The organism is Pontibacillus marinus BH030004 = DSM 16465, assembly GCF_000425225.1.
GTDB classification, from domain to species: domain Bacteria; phylum Bacillota; class Bacilli; order Bacillales; family BH030062; genus Pontibacillus; species Pontibacillus marinus.
In genome coordinates this window covers 24,468-39,749 of record NZ_KE384331.1, presented here as the reverse complement: position 1 = coordinate 39,749, position 15,282 = coordinate 24,468, and the positions used below count along the sequence as shown (strand labels likewise).

General features: G+C 42.3%; 14 protein-coding genes and 1 pseudogene. 14 read left to right on the top strand and 1 reads right to left on the bottom strand.

Annotated features, from left to right (window positions below; all coding sequences use genetic code 11):
• Positions 1-344: 344 nt before the first annotated feature.
• On the top strand, positions 345-1,310 hold the full coding sequence (gene trhO, locus H514_RS0116670) for an oxygen-dependent tRNA uridine(34) hydroxylase TrhO (RefSeq protein WP_027447982.1): 966 nt from the start codon (positions 345-347) through the stop codon (positions 1,308-1,310).
• A gap of 139 nt (positions 1,311-1,449) precedes the next feature.
• Positions 1,450-2,322 (top strand): DMT family transporter, encoded by an 873-nt coding sequence (locus H514_RS0116665; protein WP_027447981.1) that lies wholly within the window; start codon positions 1,450-1,452, stop codon positions 2,320-2,322.
• Between the two features lie 57 nt (positions 2,323-2,379).
• Here H514_RS0116665 and H514_RS0116660 read toward each other — a convergent pair whose 3' ends face one another.
• Complete coding sequence (locus tag H514_RS0116660) at positions 2,380-3,873, bottom strand: potassium/proton antiporter (protein WP_027447980.1); 1,494 nt, start codon at positions 3,871-3,873, stop codon at positions 2,380-2,382.
• A gap of 272 nt (positions 3,874-4,145) precedes the next feature.
• Here H514_RS0116660 and H514_RS25235 point away from each other — a divergent pair.
• The 12 genes and pseudogenes from H514_RS25235 to H514_RS24050 all read left to right on the top strand — a co-directional run.
• A pseudogene (locus H514_RS25235) lies at positions 4,146-4,658 on the top strand (peptidoglycan recognition protein family protein); the annotation flags it as partial.
• Positions 4,659-4,682: 24 nt separating this feature from the next.
• Positions 4,683-5,183: a peptidoglycan-binding domain-containing protein gene (locus H514_RS25230; RefSeq protein WP_231566579.1), complete on the top strand. Its 501-nt coding sequence runs from the start codon at positions 4,683-4,685 to the stop codon at positions 5,181-5,183.
• 152 nt (positions 5,184-5,335) lie between these two features.
• Positions 5,336-6,025 carry a hypothetical protein gene (locus tag H514_RS0116650; protein ID WP_027447978.1) on the top strand — a complete coding sequence of 230 codons (690 nt, stop codon included), beginning with the start codon at positions 5,336-5,338 and terminating at the stop codon, positions 6,023-6,025.
• A gap of 373 nt (positions 6,026-6,398) precedes the next feature.
• On the top strand, positions 6,399-7,439 hold the full coding sequence (locus H514_RS0116645; protein ID WP_027447977.1) for an amino acid ABC transporter substrate-binding protein: 1,041 nt from the start codon (positions 6,399-6,401) through the stop codon (positions 7,437-7,439).
• Positions 7,440-7,513: 74 nt separating this feature from the next.
• The gene (locus H514_RS0116640; RefSeq protein ID WP_027447976.1) at positions 7,514-8,689 is read left to right on the top strand and encodes an amino acid ABC transporter permease; all 1,176 of its coding nucleotides are present in this window, start codon (positions 7,514-7,516) and stop codon (positions 8,687-8,689) included.
• A gap of 5 nt (positions 8,690-8,694) precedes the next feature.
• The gene (locus tag H514_RS0116635) at positions 8,695-9,891 is read left to right on the top strand and encodes an amino acid ABC transporter permease (RefSeq protein ID WP_027447975.1); all 1,197 of its coding nucleotides are present in this window, start codon (positions 8,695-8,697) and stop codon (positions 9,889-9,891) included.
• A gap of 63 nt (positions 9,892-9,954) precedes the next feature.
• Entirely contained in the window at positions 9,955-10,677 is a 723-nt protein-coding gene (locus H514_RS0116630) for an amino acid ABC transporter ATP-binding protein (RefSeq protein ID WP_169449777.1), read from the top strand.
• A gap of 513 nt (positions 10,678-11,190) precedes the next feature.
• Positions 11,191-11,757: a biotin transporter BioY gene (locus tag H514_RS0116620; RefSeq protein ID WP_027447973.1), complete on the top strand. Its 567-nt coding sequence runs from the start codon at positions 11,191-11,193 to the stop codon at positions 11,755-11,757.
• A gap of 82 nt (positions 11,758-11,839) precedes the next feature.
• Positions 11,840-13,291 carry an AMP-binding protein gene (locus tag H514_RS23335; protein WP_051255190.1) on the top strand — a complete coding sequence of 484 codons (1,452 nt, stop codon included), beginning with the start codon at positions 11,840-11,842 and terminating at the stop codon, positions 13,289-13,291.
• 13 nt (positions 13,292-13,304) lie between these two features.
• Positions 13,305-14,453, top strand: a complete 1,149-nt coding sequence (locus H514_RS0116610) for a thiolase family protein (RefSeq protein ID WP_051255189.1) — start codon at positions 13,305-13,307, stop codon at positions 14,451-14,453.
• Positions 14,450-14,890, top strand: coding sequence for an FAS1-like dehydratase domain-containing protein (locus H514_RS24055; RefSeq protein WP_051255188.1), 441 nt, complete (start codon positions 14,450-14,452; stop codon positions 14,888-14,890). The genes H514_RS0116610 and H514_RS24055 overlap by 4 nt, the downstream gene beginning before the upstream one ends.
• A complete protein-coding gene (locus H514_RS24050) occupies positions 14,887-15,279 on the top strand; it encodes a MaoC family dehydratase (RefSeq protein ID WP_051255187.1) in 393 nt (130 codons plus the stop codon). The genes H514_RS24055 and H514_RS24050 overlap by 4 nt, the downstream gene beginning before the upstream one ends.
• The last annotated feature ends 3 nt before the right edge of the window (positions 15,280-15,282 follow it).

Below are 15,282 nucleotides of genomic sequence, written 5' to 3'. Positions count from 1 at the left end.
GATTTTGGATGGGAGGATGTTGGGTTGGAGGGAGATGTGCGCTAAAGGCGAGAGCTCCGCACGGAAAGGGGGAAGATCTGAGCAGAAAAGAAGAGGGGGCGCGCAGAAAGGATGGGGCTCCGAGCAGAAAAGGAGGAAGGGCGCGCAGAAGAAGGAGAGCTCCGCGCAAAAAAAGGAGAGCACCGAGCAGAAGAGGGGTAGCTTCACACACAAAAGAGAGAGCGAAACCTCAATCGTTTCTTGATTTCACCCAAAATCCGCATTAAAATTAACTGTTGTATTCAATCAAACCTCAGAGCCTAATTTTTGTATCTGGGAAATATAAAAAGATAGGTGGATATACTATGGAACAAAATTATCAAGTACTGCTTTATTATCACTACGTTACGATTGATGATCCAGAGCAGTTCTCAAAAGATCATTTGAAGTTCTGTAAGGAGCTTGACCTTCGTGGTCGCGTTCTCGTTGCAGAAGAAGGGATCAATGGCACGGTCTCTGGAACCATTGAGCAGACGCAAGCCTACATGGATGCGATGCACAATGATCCACTATTTAAGGACATGACGTTCAAAATTGATGAGGCTGATGGGCATGCGTTTAAAAAAATGCACGTTCGCCATCGTCCTGAGCTTGTGACAATGCGCCTTGAGGACGATATCAATCCTCACGATTTAACAGGGGAATACCTTGAGCCAAAAGAATTTTACGAGCGTATGCAACGTGAAGACACGATTGTACTCGATGCTCGAAATGACTATGAATATGATCTTGGCCACTTCCGTGGTGCGATTCGTCCGGATATCGAGACGTTCCGTGAATTACCGGATTGGGTCCGAGAAAATAAAGATAAATTAGAAGGCAAACAGATTCTCACGTACTGCACAGGCGGAATTCGTTGTGAAAAATTCTCCGGCTGGCTGAAGCGTGAAGGTTTTGAGAATGTAGGCCAGTTACATGGTGGTATTACAACGTACAGTAAAGATCCTGAAGTACAAGGGAAGCTATGGGATGGGCAAATGTATGTATTTGATGATCGCATCTCCGTACCCGTTAACCAAACCGAGCACGTTGTCGTAGGGGAGGACTATTTCACAGGTGAACCATGTGAACGCTTTGTAAACTGTGGAAACCCAGACTGCGACCGCCGCATGCTGTGCTCAGAGGAAAACGAGTATAAATACATGCGCGGCTGTACACACGAATGCCGTGTTCACCCACGTAACCGCTATGTAGAAGAGCATGGATTAACAGAAGAGGATATTCAACAACGCCTTGAAAAAATCAAAGAAGAAGATGGCGTAGAAGTCTAGATAGCTTTAGTGCCTGACCCCCACTGCGGTAGCGCATTAAAGCGGTGGGGGTCAGGCACTTTTTGTAAGCACTTTTTGGGTTTAATCGGAATAAGATTTAGGGAATCTTCCTAAAAAAATGTTTGATTGGAGTTTTCATTTGAAAAATTTCGGTGTAGGGTTTGTAGTCCTGGCGGCTGTTCTTTGGGGTGTTTCTGGTGGTTTGGCAGGCATTTTAATGGAAAAAGATTGGGATCCTCTTGTGATTTCATTTTATAGAGGAGCTGTAGGATTAATTTGTTTATTCATATGGATGATTGCCCGTACTAAATATTATTCTTATGGTAGTCTAAGAAAGATGATTCTCTGGTCAGCGTTAGCTGGAGTAGGGGTGACTGGTAATTTCAGCTTTTATTTCATCAGCATCTCTCATACCGGGGTAGCAATAGCATCGGTTTTGATGTACACAGCACCCATTTTCGTTTTCATCATATCCTTTGTACTTAGGATGGAACGAGTCACCGCATTTAAAATCATTTCGATGATTATTGTGTTAGGTGGCATTGGATTATTAACAGGGGTGTACCAAAATGGTCTTGGACAAATGAATATATTAGGAATTTCTACAGGCTTATTATCAGGCCTTTCTTACGCCATTTACATTTTTAGTTTTAACTATGCCCTTAAGTACGGAGAACCTCCAGCTGTTTTAAGTACAGCGCTTTTTACCTTTACACTGATTTTGCTTCCATTTATTAATCATGAGCAAGCTATTTCTGTGCTTTCTTCTAAAGATATCCTTTGGTTTATAGTACTTGGCATAATCGGAGCTGGCATTTCATTCTTCTTTTATATAAAAGGCTTGAGAAAGACATTGCCATCTGTCGCCTCTGTAGTAGCGATGATAGAACCTGTTACAGCCTCTTTATTTGGGGTTGTGATTTTAGGGCAACTCCTCTCATTAACCCAAATCATGGGCATGTTTGTCATATTAATTACCATTACGGTATTAAGTACAAGAAAAAGTGCCTAAATAAAGTGCCTGACCCCCACTGCGGTATCGCGTTAAAGCAGTGGGGGTCAGGCACTTTTAGGTAAGTGGTTGAACATTTTCATTTTCTGTAGCCAACAATTTTTGCAGGGCTTTCTTGTTCTTTTTAGCTACCATAATGTAAAGAATGTCGCCATTTTTAATTTGTGTTTGTCCATAAGGGGTTAAGATGTCCCCGTCCCGAATAATGGCATTGATTAAGGTGTAATCAGGAAATTCAATAGACTCTAATGTTTTTCCAATGAGTGGATTGTTTTCATTTACTTCAAACTCCACCATTTCTACTCTCGCTTTCCCGATAGAAATTAACTCAAGAGAATGGAGAGGGTTTGTTCTCGACTCTCCAGCCAAATTAAATTTTTTAGCCAAAGACGTAATCGTAGAACCTTGTAGAAGAGTTGATGTTAATACAACGAAAAAGACAACATTAAATATTAACTGGCTATTTTCTAAACCTGCCATCATAGGGTAAATAGCAAGAACGATCGGCACAGCTCCACGTAATCCCGCCCAAGAAAGAAATATTTTTTCCTTCCCAGTGAATTTATGAAAAGCTAGTGATATAAAAACTGCTGCAGGACGTGCAATGATAATTAATATAAAGGACAGAAGTAAACCTTCAAGCACGACATCAAGTGTAAAAACCTGAGATGGGAACACAAACAGTCCAAGAATAACGAACATGGTAATTTGCATCATCCAGGTGAATCCTTCGTTAAAGCGAAGAATAGAGTGACGATAGGTAAGCTCAGAATTCCCCATAACAAGTGCAGCAGTGTAAACAGCCAATAATCCACTTGCATGGACTAACGAACTGATCCCATATGTAAGTAATGCGAAAGAAAGAGCGAAAATGGGATAGAGTCCACTAGAATCTAAGTTGATACGATTGATAGATAGACTTCCTAATTTTCCAATGATCAGTCCTATTGCTAAACCGACGCCCATTTGCCAAAAGAATGATCCAAGCAATAAAACATAATTTGGGTTAGCTAGTTCTAATAATTGAATAAATAAAAGCGTCAAAAACACAGCCATAGGATCATTACTGCCTGATTCTGCTTCTAAAGTTGCTTCAATGTTGTTTTTAACGTTTTTGCCACGCAAAACAGCAAATACTGCCGCCGCATCAGTCGAACCAACGATTGAACCAAATAAAAACGCCTCAATCCATGAAATATCAAAAATCAATTTTGATGCTACACCAACGATACCAGCAGTTAATACAACCCCTATTGTGGCTAACAGGAGAGCAGGGGTGGCCACTTTTCGAATCGTCCCCCATTTAGTTTCGAGACCACCTTCGAAAAGAATAACCACAAGTGCAAACGTCCCTACTGTTTGAGCAACTCTTGCATTATCAAAATAAATCAAATTGAGAACATCACTACCGACGAGCATACCAACACCAATAAATAAAACAAGAGAAGGGACACCAAGTCGAGTGGAGAATTTCGTAACTAAAACACTTGTGATAAATAGAATAGCAATTAATAAAATCATTTCGTTTGCCTGTGTAAGTTCTGAAAGCATTATGTCACCTAAATCGTAAAAGGATATGTAAAGTCAGTATACAAAAAATAAGATATCACAATCAATTTTCACCGCCTATAGTGCCTGACCCCCACTGCGGTATCGCGTTAAAGCGGTGGGGGTCAGGCACTTTTTTAAGGGCGTCTGATTCAGGAAAGCGTACCTATGCGAAAGGCTGGATGACTACTTAAATTGATAAATACGCTCTAGAACAATCTGTTAAGAGGTTACATATTTTTATAAAGAACCTGACTTTTGAATAGAGGTGAATTATGAAATACGAAATCACTAGAGATTATATTAGTCAAGGAAATGCGAGGCCAGGGGAATCGTTAAACCCTGTGCAATTTATTGTGAGTCATGACACAGCGAATGCTGGGGCATCTGCTTATGCGAATCGAAATTACTTTGAAAATGTAGATCCGACTGCATCTGCTCATACGTTTATAGATGACAAAAACATTCTTGAAATTATTCCTTTAGACGAGAAAGCGTGGCATGTGCGTTATGAAGTGGATACAGATAATAGGCGGTATGGAGCTGATGCGAATGATGCAGCTATAGCTGTCGAGTTAGCTTGGGGTGGAAAGATTGATTTCCAGGAGGCGTATGACCGCTATGTTTGGTATCACGCTTATTTAGCTGACAAATTTAACTTGGATCCAAATGAAGATATAGTCGCTCATAGTACCCTTGATCCCTCCCGAAGGACGGATCCACAAAATGCGCTGAACCGTTACGGAATTTCATGGAGTGAGTTTATCCAGGATGTTTCAAACGCTTATCGAAAATATTTTGAAAAAGAGGATATGCCAGAACCTGTTGTAAAGGGTGTTTCAATTGAACTTCCTTTAGAAATTGGAGATGAAGGAGATTTTGTAAAAGAGGTTCAACAAGATTTAATTGAAGCTGGGTTCACCCTTCCTCGATATGGTGCAGACGGAATATACGGTCAGGAAACGCAAAAAGCTGTAAAGAAATTTCAAAGAACCTATAGATTACGAGACGATGGATTGGTAGGAGAAAATACACTAAATAAATTGAAAGAAGTAGTAGGTTCAAGTAAACCTATAAACGACTTCCCACTTCCAGATGGGATCATTCAACGAGGTGATACTGGACCAAAAGTCAAACAAGTCCAACGTGCTATCAAAGCGGTTGGGGTATCCCTTGAATTAATTGATGGAATATACGGACCTTTGACAGAAGAGGCCGTGAGAACTTTTCAATCAAGATACGCAGATTTAGTAAACGATGGTATCTATGGGCCTAATACGAAGGAATTTTTGGAGATGGAGTTAGAAGGCTAATGAACTAAAGATATCTAATCAAAATAGGGCTAATGCAAGTGCCTGACCCCCACCGCGGTAGTGAGTTAAAGCGGTGGGGGTCAGGCACTTCAAGAATTGGTGGAATTCATGTATGCTAGATATACAAAATTTTACCAAGGTAGGTTCGTCATATGAGGAAATCTATTGTTTATATCTTAATAGCACTTGTTGTCATTAGTGCTGGTACTGTTCTATATAACACCTTTCTATACACTCCAGGACAAAAAGTGAATTGGGAAAAGGTTGAGTTGGAGAAGAAAGCTCTTGAAAGTAAAGATGCGGCAGTGAGTGGGATTGTTACTTTATGGAGAGAATCAGACAATGAAAAAATCTACCTGTATGATCAGGGTACGGATAAAGTTTTTGGGGCATTTTACATTGCTGATAAGAGGTATCCATTGGGGCAGGTTTCTATGAAACTAGGTCGGCTGCATAATGATATCAAACACGAGACATTATTTGGTGAGGGGTCATATCGAGTCGATGGTGTAATGGGCTCGGATTCTCCGATCACCACTTATTACAAAATCGAGAACCGGCAACCCTATGAGATTCTATCCATTGAAGCCAAAGTGCAAGAATTGGACATAAATGGAGATGGTCAAAAAGAGATCATTTCTGCTCCAGGGGCACCTAAAGAAACAAAAATCTATAGCTATGAACAAGATTCATTACAAGTAGCCCATTTAAATGACCAACTAGATGCTGCTACTTCAGTTACATTTGATAAACCAAATCGTTTTCTCGTTTACAGGGAGGAAAAGGGGCAAACGATTTATGAATTGCAAGGCGACCATTTAGTGAAAATAAAAGAAGAATAGATACCTTGAAAACTGTCTTATAGACTACGGTCTATGAGGCAGTTTTTTTTTGGAAAAGGACATCTATTCCGTTATTTGCTCAAAATCATGCCTCATTTACACCTAGAGTAAGAAATAGCGGAACAAATGTCCGCTCGGCCCCTTCGCACCCCAAAATATTTTAAAATAACGGAATAAATGTCCGTAACCTCCAATACATTCAATTGACGTGCCAGTATATTTACCAACAAACCTTAAATTATTTTGAATATTACAACAATTATCCTAATACAATAGACTAGCTAGAAAACAACTCGTCACTCTTTTAATAGAAACGAGGAAATCATCACAGGGTTTAATCAAATTTATCAATATATTTTTGAGGGGGAGTTACATGAAACGTAAGTGGTTTGGGTTTTTGGTTGTGATTTTGTCGTTGTCGGTCATGTTGATGGGATGTAATAACGAGGAAAGTGCTGAGGAAACGTCTCTTCTTGATACCGTTAAAGATAGGGACTTGCTCATAGCAGGTGTAAACGGGGAGCTACCTGGATTCAGTTACTTAGACTCAGAAGGAAATTACTCTGGTTTTGATGCAGATTTTGCCCGAGCGATTGCGGCTGCGGTACTAGGGGATGCCTCAAAGGTTGAATATCGTCCGCTTTCCTCTAAAGAGCGTTTCACTGCTGTTCAGACGGGTGAGGTGGATGTGTTAACGCGTAATACCACCTGGACGCTCACACGTGATACAAGCGTTGGATTGAATTTTGCGCCTGTTACGTTCTATGACGGGCAGGGGATCATCGTTCCAAAAGACAGTGGCATCACGTCCATTGAAGATCTTGAAGGAGCGCGCATCTCCGTTGAGTCTGGAACGACGACAGAGCTGAACTTAGCTGACCAGATGAGAAAGCATGGGATTAATTACGAAGCGGTTGTGTATGACAGTCAGGACGCAGCAGTTGCCGCATATGAGAGTGGAAGTGTTGATGCTTATACAACGGATAAATCTGGACTTGTCGCTCGTAAAGCGATTATGAAGGATCCTTCTGCACACGTGATTTTGGATGACACATTATCAAAAGAACCGTTAGCTCCAGCCGTGATCGGTGGCGATGATAAATGGTTTGACGTTGTGAAGTGGGTTGTAAACGCAACGATTCAAGCAGAAGAGTTAGGCATTACGTCTGAAAATGTCGATGAGTTCAAAGACAGTAGCGACCCAGTCGTTCAGCGTCTTCTTGGTACAGATGGAGACCTTGGTTCACAGTTAGGATTAAGCGATGACTTTGGGTATCAGGTTATCAAACAAGTCGGTAACTATGGAGAGATTTTTGAGCGTAACCTTGGGCCTGATACAAAATTCGGCTTAGAGCGCGGATTGAATGGTCTTTACACAGAGGGTGGCTTAATGTACTCACCACCACTACGATAAAGCTTTGGCATAAAAAGGCCTGCTCATGTGGCAGGTCTTTTTTACAAAATACGTTCAGCGGGGTGGACGAAAGCATGAAAAAGGATATAGCAGATGTCCCCACACCTTTTTGGCGGAACAAAAAAGTCATCCCATTTTTAGCGCAGGGGATTTTTGCGGTCATCATCGCGATCAGTTTACTTTTTTTATTTTCCAATGCGCTTGATGGGTTGAGGCAAATGGGGATTTCATTAGGATTCGATTTCCTGAAATCATCGGCTTCATTTGGGATTTCAGAAAGTTTAATTGATTACACGCCAGAGAGTTCCTATGGGACAGCCTTTCTTGTAGGGGTTCTGAATACATTACGGGTTTCATTTTTCGGGATTATTATTGCCAGTTTAATTGGTTTAGTAGTCGGTATTTCAAGGCTTTCAAACAACTGGTTAGTGAATAAAACAGCGTCAATCTATGTTGAGATTTTTCGGAACACGCCTCTTTTAGTTCAGATTTCTATTTGGTATTTTGCCGTCTTTCTGCCTTTGCCAAGAATTGAAGAGAGTACACGATTTTTATTCTCCTATTTTAGTAACAGGGGCTCAGCGATTCCTTGGTTTCAAGCGACATCAGGAACGTTGGTGTGGGTCCTGTTGTTTGCTGTGGGCGTAATTGCGTCGGTCATCGTGTGGAAGCTGCGATTAAAGAAGCAAATCGAAACGGGGGAAAACAAAAGACCTGGAGTATGGGCGATTGGTGTTGTCATTCTCTCTCTTGTAATAGCTTTCCTAGCAACCTTTCAAGCTCCATTTAACATCACACTTCCAACTGTTGAAGGGAGAAGCTTCATGGGCGGTTTACGACTTTCTCCAGAGTTTTTAGCAATTTTATTAGGTCTTGTGATTTATACGTCCACTTATATTGGGGAGATTGTGCGCGGTGGGATTCAAAGTGTGCAAAAAGGTCAGGTGGAAGCGGCAAAAGCTCTAGGGTTAAAGCCATCCACAACGATGCGTCTGGTGATTTTTCCGCAGGCAATCCGCGTTATTATCCCTCCTGTAACAAGCCAATATTTAAACCTGATTAAAAACTCGAGTCTTGCTATTGCTGTGGGGTATCAAGAGGTAGTTAGTGTTGGAGAAACGATTAACAACCAGACTGGAAAAGCGATCGAGTCTGTCACAATTATGATTTTAGTCTATTTAACATTTAGTTTGTTAACCTCATTTTTTATGAATCAATTCAATAAGCGCAGTCAAATTGTTGAGAGGTGACCAAAATGAATAATAATGAAACAACTACCAAAAACGAAATGGCCCCTCCCAAATCAAGCATCGGCGTTCCTGGCTGGCTTAAGCAAAATTTGTTCAGCAACTGGTGGAACACGCTCCTTACAATTATTTTTACTGTTATCACCATCTATGTCGTAAAAGGTACCTTTACCTGGGTGTTTTTCACAGCAGAGTGGAGCGTGGTATCAGAGAACTTTAAACTACTTATGGTGGGGCAATATCCTGATGAAGAACTGTGGCGCGTTTGGACAGCCCTTTCCATTTTTACAGCACTGGTAGGTATATCGTGGGGTGTCTGGAAAGGGACGATGGGACATGTATCGATCTTTCTTGGGGTGGTCATGGCGATTACCATGGTCGTTCCGTTTATTGCAGTAGGCTCGCGTATTTGGTTGGCGGCGAACATTGGGTTATTAGTCCTTGGATTTGCGATAGGCAAACAATCTGAAAAGCTCAAAAAGCCGGTGTTAGTCGGGTGGTTTTTGCTAGTACCAATCGGGATGTTTTTTATAGAAGGGTTTGGCTTACTAAATGAAGTCAGTACAAACTTCTGGGGAGGCTTCCTGCTTACCTGTTTAATTGCGATTATCTCGATCATTGCATCCTTCCCCATTGGGATTCTTCTAGCGTTAGGAAGACGAAGTAATCTGCCTATTATTAAGTGGTTCAGCATTATCTATATTGAGCTTATTCGCGGGATACCGCTTATTACGGTTTTGTTTGTGGCACAGCTCATGCTGCCGTTATTTTTAGGGGATACGATTGAGTTAGACAAGGTGTTGCGAGCGATGATCGGATTTACGTTATTTAACGCTGCCTATCTTGCAGAAAATGTACGCGGAGGACTGCAGTCATTGCCGAGAGGGCAGTATGAAGCGGCTCAAGCTTTGGGACTTAATAAGGCGAAGATGATGACCTTTGTGATTATGCCTCAGGCGTTGAAGGCTGTGATCCCAGCAATGGTCGGTCAATTTATCTCCATTTTCAAAGATACCGTTTTGGTTTCTATTGTTGGACTCATCGACTTGCTAGGAATGGCGAAAAAAATCATCGCTAATCCACAATTTTTAGGTACCCAGATGGAGTCCTTTGTGTTTGTTGCATTCGTATTTTTCATGATCTGTTACCTGATGTCCTATGTGAGTCGCCGTCTGGAGCGATCACTTGGAGTCGGAGAACGATAAGTAAAGGGGGAGGAACACATGAGCATGCAAGATGAAGCAAAGCCTCTTCAAGGGAGAGAGGACATGATTGAAGTAATAGGCTTAAATAAATGGTTCGGAAATCTTCATGTATTAAAAGATGTCGATCTCAATGTAAAACAGGGTGAAGTGGTCGTGGTGCTGGGTCCATCAGGGTCAGGGAAATCTACGTTCATCCGCACACTCAATGCCTTGGAGGAATTCCAAAAAGGCGAAATCCATATCGATGGCATTAACTTGTCCAATGATGTGGCGAACATTGAAGCAATACGAAAAGAAACGGGCATGGTATTCCAGCAGTTTAACCTTTTCCCACATATGACGATTTTGAGAAACGTTATGCTCGCGCCAATTTGGGTGAGAAAATGGAAAAAAGATAAGGCTGAGAAAATTGCTTTTGAGTTGTTGGAGCGAGTTGGGATACCAGAGCAAGCACACAAGTATCCAGGTCAACTCTCTGGTGGCCAACAACAACGTGTGGCCATCGCTCGTGCACTAGCCATGCAGCCGAAGATCATGCTGTTTGATGAGCCAACATCAGCCCTGGATCCGGAAATGATTAAAGAGGTTTTAGATGTTATGAAAACCTTGGCGCGTTCAGGTATGACTATGGTTGTCGTCACACACGAGATGAGCTTTGCCCGTGAAGTGGCGGATCGAATCGTGTTGTTTGATTACGGTGAGATTGTTGAGATGGGCGAGCCGAATGAAGTATTTGAAAATCCGAAACACGAGCGGACGAAGGCGTTTTTGTCGCAGATTTTGTGATGGGTGTGGGGGGAGTACTGGTGAAAAGTGAGGAAGCGCGCGGGATTAGTGAAGAAGGAAGTAGAATTAGTGTTGAAGTATCGTGTAAAAGTGATGAAGCACGCAAGATAAGTGAGGAAGAAAGCGGAATTAGTGAGTAACCAAGTTGAATTAGTGTTGAAGTATCGTGTAAAAGTGATGAAGCACGCAAGATAAGTGAGGAAGAAAGCGGAATTAGTGAGTAACCAAGTTGAATTAGTGTTGAAGTCTCGTAAAAAAGTGAAGAAACAAGCGAGATAAGTGAGGAAGTAAGCAGAATTAGTGAGGAAGAGCGCGGAATTAGTGTCGAAGTATCACAAAAAAGTGAAGAAGCCAATGTCTAGTAAGCCCACAAAGGTTTGCTAGATTTTTTTATTCCAGCAAATCGGCTAGTTCCCTAAAACAAAACGTTAACCTAACCGTTAACGAGGTTGACAATAAACACAAACATCTTCTATCCTAAATCTATCAATATTTTTAGTAGGAGATGAGATTGTGGCTTTACGGACGATGATTTACTCAGCATTATTCGCATCCATAGTGGGAGCTTTGGGCTTGTTGCCTCCTATCGTTACGCCATTCACACCAGTACCCATCACAGCTCAGACGCTAGGGGTCATGCTAGCTGGTGCTTTATTAGGCGCACGTAGAGGAGCACTTGCCCTAACCATTTTTGTATTACTCGTAGCATTCGGAGTTCCGTTATTATCAGGGGGACGTGGCGGTTTTGGTGTATTTCTCGGTCCTTCTGGAGGCTATATTTTAAGCTGGCCAATCGCTGCATTTGTCATTGGTTTTCTTGTAGAAAAATTCTACCATCGCTTGAATATTGGCTTACTGATCACATTTACAGTATTCGGCGGCATCATTCTGGTTTATGCAATTGGAATTACTTATTTATCTTTTATTACTAATACACCTTGGACTGGTGCAGCAGTTAGTGCATTAGTCTATATCCCAGGAGATCTCGTAAAAGTCGTTCTTGCGTCCTTTATCGCAAAATCTGTTCATCGAGCATACCCAATCATCGAAAAACCAAAAAACCAAAGAGCAGCAGCTTAACATAAAAGGGGTCTGATCATTTCAATGATCTGGCCCCTTTGCTATCATGAAGTTTAATAGAATCTTTAGGAGGTTTCGGGCCGTGATCGGAAACATCATGCAACAATACCCAGAAAAAACAGCAATCATTAGTGATGCTGAACACATTACATATGGTGAACTCACCGCACAAATCACCACACTTCAAAAGCAACTATCCAATCAACTATCAGACTTAAAAGGTAAACGCGTAGCCCTTCTCCTTGAAAACGGCACCGACTTTTTAAAAATGTTCTTTGCCGTTAGCGCAAGCGGGGGCATTGCGATTCCTTTTGACCCGAAATGGAGCGGTCGTCAATTCTCAATGGTAATCCAAGATTGTAAACCTGATCTCATCGTTGTTCATAAAAGCCTTCAATCAAAACTACCTGAAAGCTCTCTCGTAATCACGATAGAGGAGCTTAATCAACTCAAGGCAGAAGATACAAAACCCCAATCCGGCAACGAACAGGATATCTTTTATATCGGCTACACATCAGGCACAACCGGAACACCAAAAGGGTTCATGCGCACACACCAATCGTGGTTTGCATGCTTCGCGGATTGTCAGCATGTGTTCGGGCTCCAGCCCAAGGACCATATTTTATCTCCTGGCCCTCTCGTTCATTCTCATTTTCTATTCGCTGCGGTTCAAGCGCTACATATGGGCGCAACACTGCACGTTTGCAAAAGCTTTACGCCTCAAGCTGTTTTGCAAAAAATGAAGGAGCACCCGATCACAGTTCTGTATATCGTTCCAACGATGTTCGAATCTCTCTTACAGTCGAGCGACGAGGATGTCCAAAGTCTAAGAAAAATTATTTCCTCAGGTGCGAAGTGGAAGAAGGAATCAAAAGAGAGAGCACCGAAGCTTTTCCCAAATGCCCAGATGATCGAGTTTTTTGGTGCATCGGAATTAAGCTTTGTCACCTATCTTATGCCTTATGAACATGCGCATAAAGGAGAGACGGTCGGGCGAGTTTTTCCGAATGTTGAGCTTCAGGTAAAAAAGCAAGATGGTAGCCTAGCCAAGCCGAATGAAATCGGCGAGCTCTATGTGAAAAGTCTTTGGGTGTTCAGTGGCTATTTGAACCGTCCAGAAGAAACTGCCCAAGTGTTTCAAGACGGTTGGGTTACGATCGGTGACCTGGCCTCCATTGATGAAGAGGGATATCTCACCATCATAGGTCGAAAACACAATATGATTATAAGTGGTGGCTTGAACATCTACCCAGAGGAAGTGGAGCAAATTTTTTCCGAATTACCACAAATTGAGGAAATCGCTGTTCTTGGTGTAGAGGATAAGTATTGGGGTGAAAAAGTTGTAGCCGTTCTCTCTGCTAATCAACCTATCCAAAAAGAATCACTCGATCAACACGGGAAGCGTTTTTTACCTTCCTATAAATGCCCGAAAGAATACTATGTGGTCGATCAGCTCCCCCACACAAGCAGTGGTAAAGTTGCGCGAAAAAAAGTAAAAGAAATGCTCGGAACCTTAACACCAATTCAATCGTGAAGGAGTGTCTCACGTGAACGAAGCCGTAATTGTAATCGCCAAACGAACAGCAGTTGGAAAAGTTGGGGGCATGTTTAAAGACGTAGCACCAGAAAGGCTTGTTAGTTCCCTTGTTCATAACATTATAGAAGAAACGAACATCGACCCAGAAGAGATTGATGATGTGATCCTTGGAAATGCAACTGGCCCAGGAGGGAATCTGGCACGTTTAAGTGCGCTTGAAGCGGGACTTCCGATGTCGATTCCAGGCGTGACTGTTGATCGTCAGTGTGGATCAGGATTAGAAGCGATACAAATAGCTGCCCGCTCTGTTCAAGCAGGAGCTGGAGAAGTTTATTTAGCTGGGGGAGTAGAGAGCTCAAGCTTAGCGCCATGGAAAATCGAGAAACCCTCAAACCTCTACCATCCACAAGGTCCAACACTGTTTACTAGAGCACGCTTTTCTCCAGATGAAATCGGCGATCCGGCCATGGGAGTAGCGGCAGAAAATGTTGCTGAACACTACGACATTTCTCGTGAGGAGCAAGATGAGTATGCGTTGAACAGTCATCGAAAAGCGATGAACGCCATTCAGCAAGGAACGTTTTCAGAAGAAATTGTGCCTGTAAATGCAATAACAGAAGATGAGTGTGTACGCTGGAATACATCGAAAGAAAAATTAGCGAAGCTTCCTCCTGTTTTTCGAGAGGGCGGTACCGTTACGGCTGGAAACGCTTGTCCTATTAATGACGGTGCTTCGCTTGTGCTTGTTATGTCCAAAGAAAAAGCTCAAAGTCTTGGCCTAACGCCAGTGTTAACCTTTAGAGATGCTACATGTGTGGGAGTCGATCCTAATTATCTAGGAATCGGCCCAATACCTGCTGTGCAAAAGCTTTTTCAAAGGCAAAACATCTCTGCGGACGATTTGGATGTAGTTGAATTTAATGAAGCCTTCGCATCTCAGGTGATTGCTTCACTACGAGGTCTGTCGATACCGTTTGGAAAAGTGAACCTTTCTGGCGGGGCGCTAGCACTCGGGCATCCATATGGGGCATCAGGAGCGATATTAGTGACTCGGTTAGCTGCAGAAATGAAAGCGAAGAAGTTAAAACGAGGATTAGTAACACTCGGAATTGGCGGTGGGCTAGGATTAGCCGTTCTTTTTGAAGGGACAGACTCATGATGGAAAAGTGGAAATGTGCCCAAACCGATTGGATACCAATAACTATCACTAGAGATGAAGTAAGACGTTTCGCAAAAGGGATTATGGAGGAAGACCTTATTTATTTTGATGAAGAAAAGGCTAGAGAACAAGGATTTGAAGACCTTCCACTTCCCGTTACTATGCCTGTCACGTTTTGGCGCTATTTTTCGATCCCTTGGTTGGAAAAGGTGAATGAACCTCTTATTCATGGCAAACAAGGCTTTGAATACCAACAGCCTTTAATCTGTAACCATACCTATCAGGGTCAACTCATCTTAAATGATGTCTATGAAAAAAGTGGCTCTAAAGGAACGATGATTTTTCTTGAGCATACATTGAACCTTTATTTTCAAAACGAGCTCCATGCTCAAGTCTTCACCACATTGATTTTGTTTAAGAAGGAGGGGGCATCATGAAGGGCTTCAAAAAGGGGGACGAGCTTCCACCGATAACCATCCCAGAAATCACGGCTGAGCACATATCCCACTATGCGGAAGGTTCAGGAGATTACGCCTCCATTCACTTAGATAAAAGCGCTGCTCAAGAAGCAGGTTTTGCGCGGCCGATCGCTCACGGCATGTGGTCCATGGCGCTTGGGGGGAAGCTCGTGTCAAAATGGCTCTCCTCGAATGTTCTAGTAACCTCTTACAATGTATCTTTTATAACGCCAGTCATGATAGGAGATTCATTAATTGTGAAAGGGCATTTGTTGGATGTTGATCAAGGAAGCGCTGAGATCAAAGTAAAAGGCGTCAATCAACGCGAAGAAACGGTGATAAAAGGAACCATGGTCGTGAAAGGGTGACAA

Excerpts from the sequence above, each read along its gene's own strand:
- trhO (WP_027447982.1), top strand. The coding sequence starts at position 345 with ATGGAACAAAATTATCAAGTACTGCTTTATTATCACTACGTTACGATT.
- H514_RS0116660 (WP_027447980.1), bottom strand. The coding sequence starts at position 3,873 with ATGCTTTCAGAACTTACACAGGCAAACGAAATGATTTTATTAATTGCT.
- H514_RS25230 (WP_231566579.1), top strand. The coding sequence starts at position 4,683 with ATGCCAGAACCTGTTGTAAAGGGTGTTTCAATTGAACTTCCTTTAGAA.
- H514_RS0116650 (WP_027447978.1), top strand. The coding sequence starts at position 5,336 with ATGAGGAAATCTATTGTTTATATCTTAATAGCACTTGTTGTCATTAGT.
- H514_RS0116645 (WP_027447977.1), top strand. The coding sequence starts at position 6,399 with ATGAAACGTAAGTGGTTTGGGTTTTTGGTTGTGATTTTGTCGTTGTCG.
- H514_RS0116640 (WP_027447976.1), top strand. The coding sequence starts at position 7,514 with ATGAAAAAGGATATAGCAGATGTCCCCACACCTTTTTGGCGGAACAAA.
- H514_RS0116635 (WP_027447975.1), top strand. The coding sequence starts at position 8,695 with ATGAATAATAATGAAACAACTACCAAAAACGAAATGGCCCCTCCCAAA.
- H514_RS0116630 (WP_169449777.1), top strand. The coding sequence starts at position 9,955 with ATGATTGAAGTAATAGGCTTAAATAAATGGTTCGGAAATCTTCATGTA.
- H514_RS24055 (WP_051255188.1), top strand. The coding sequence starts at position 14,450 with ATGATGGAAAAGTGGAAATGTGCCCAAACCGATTGGATACCAATAACT.
- H514_RS24050 (WP_051255187.1), top strand. The coding sequence starts at position 14,887 with ATGAAGGGCTTCAAAAAGGGGGACGAGCTTCCACCGATAACCATCCCA.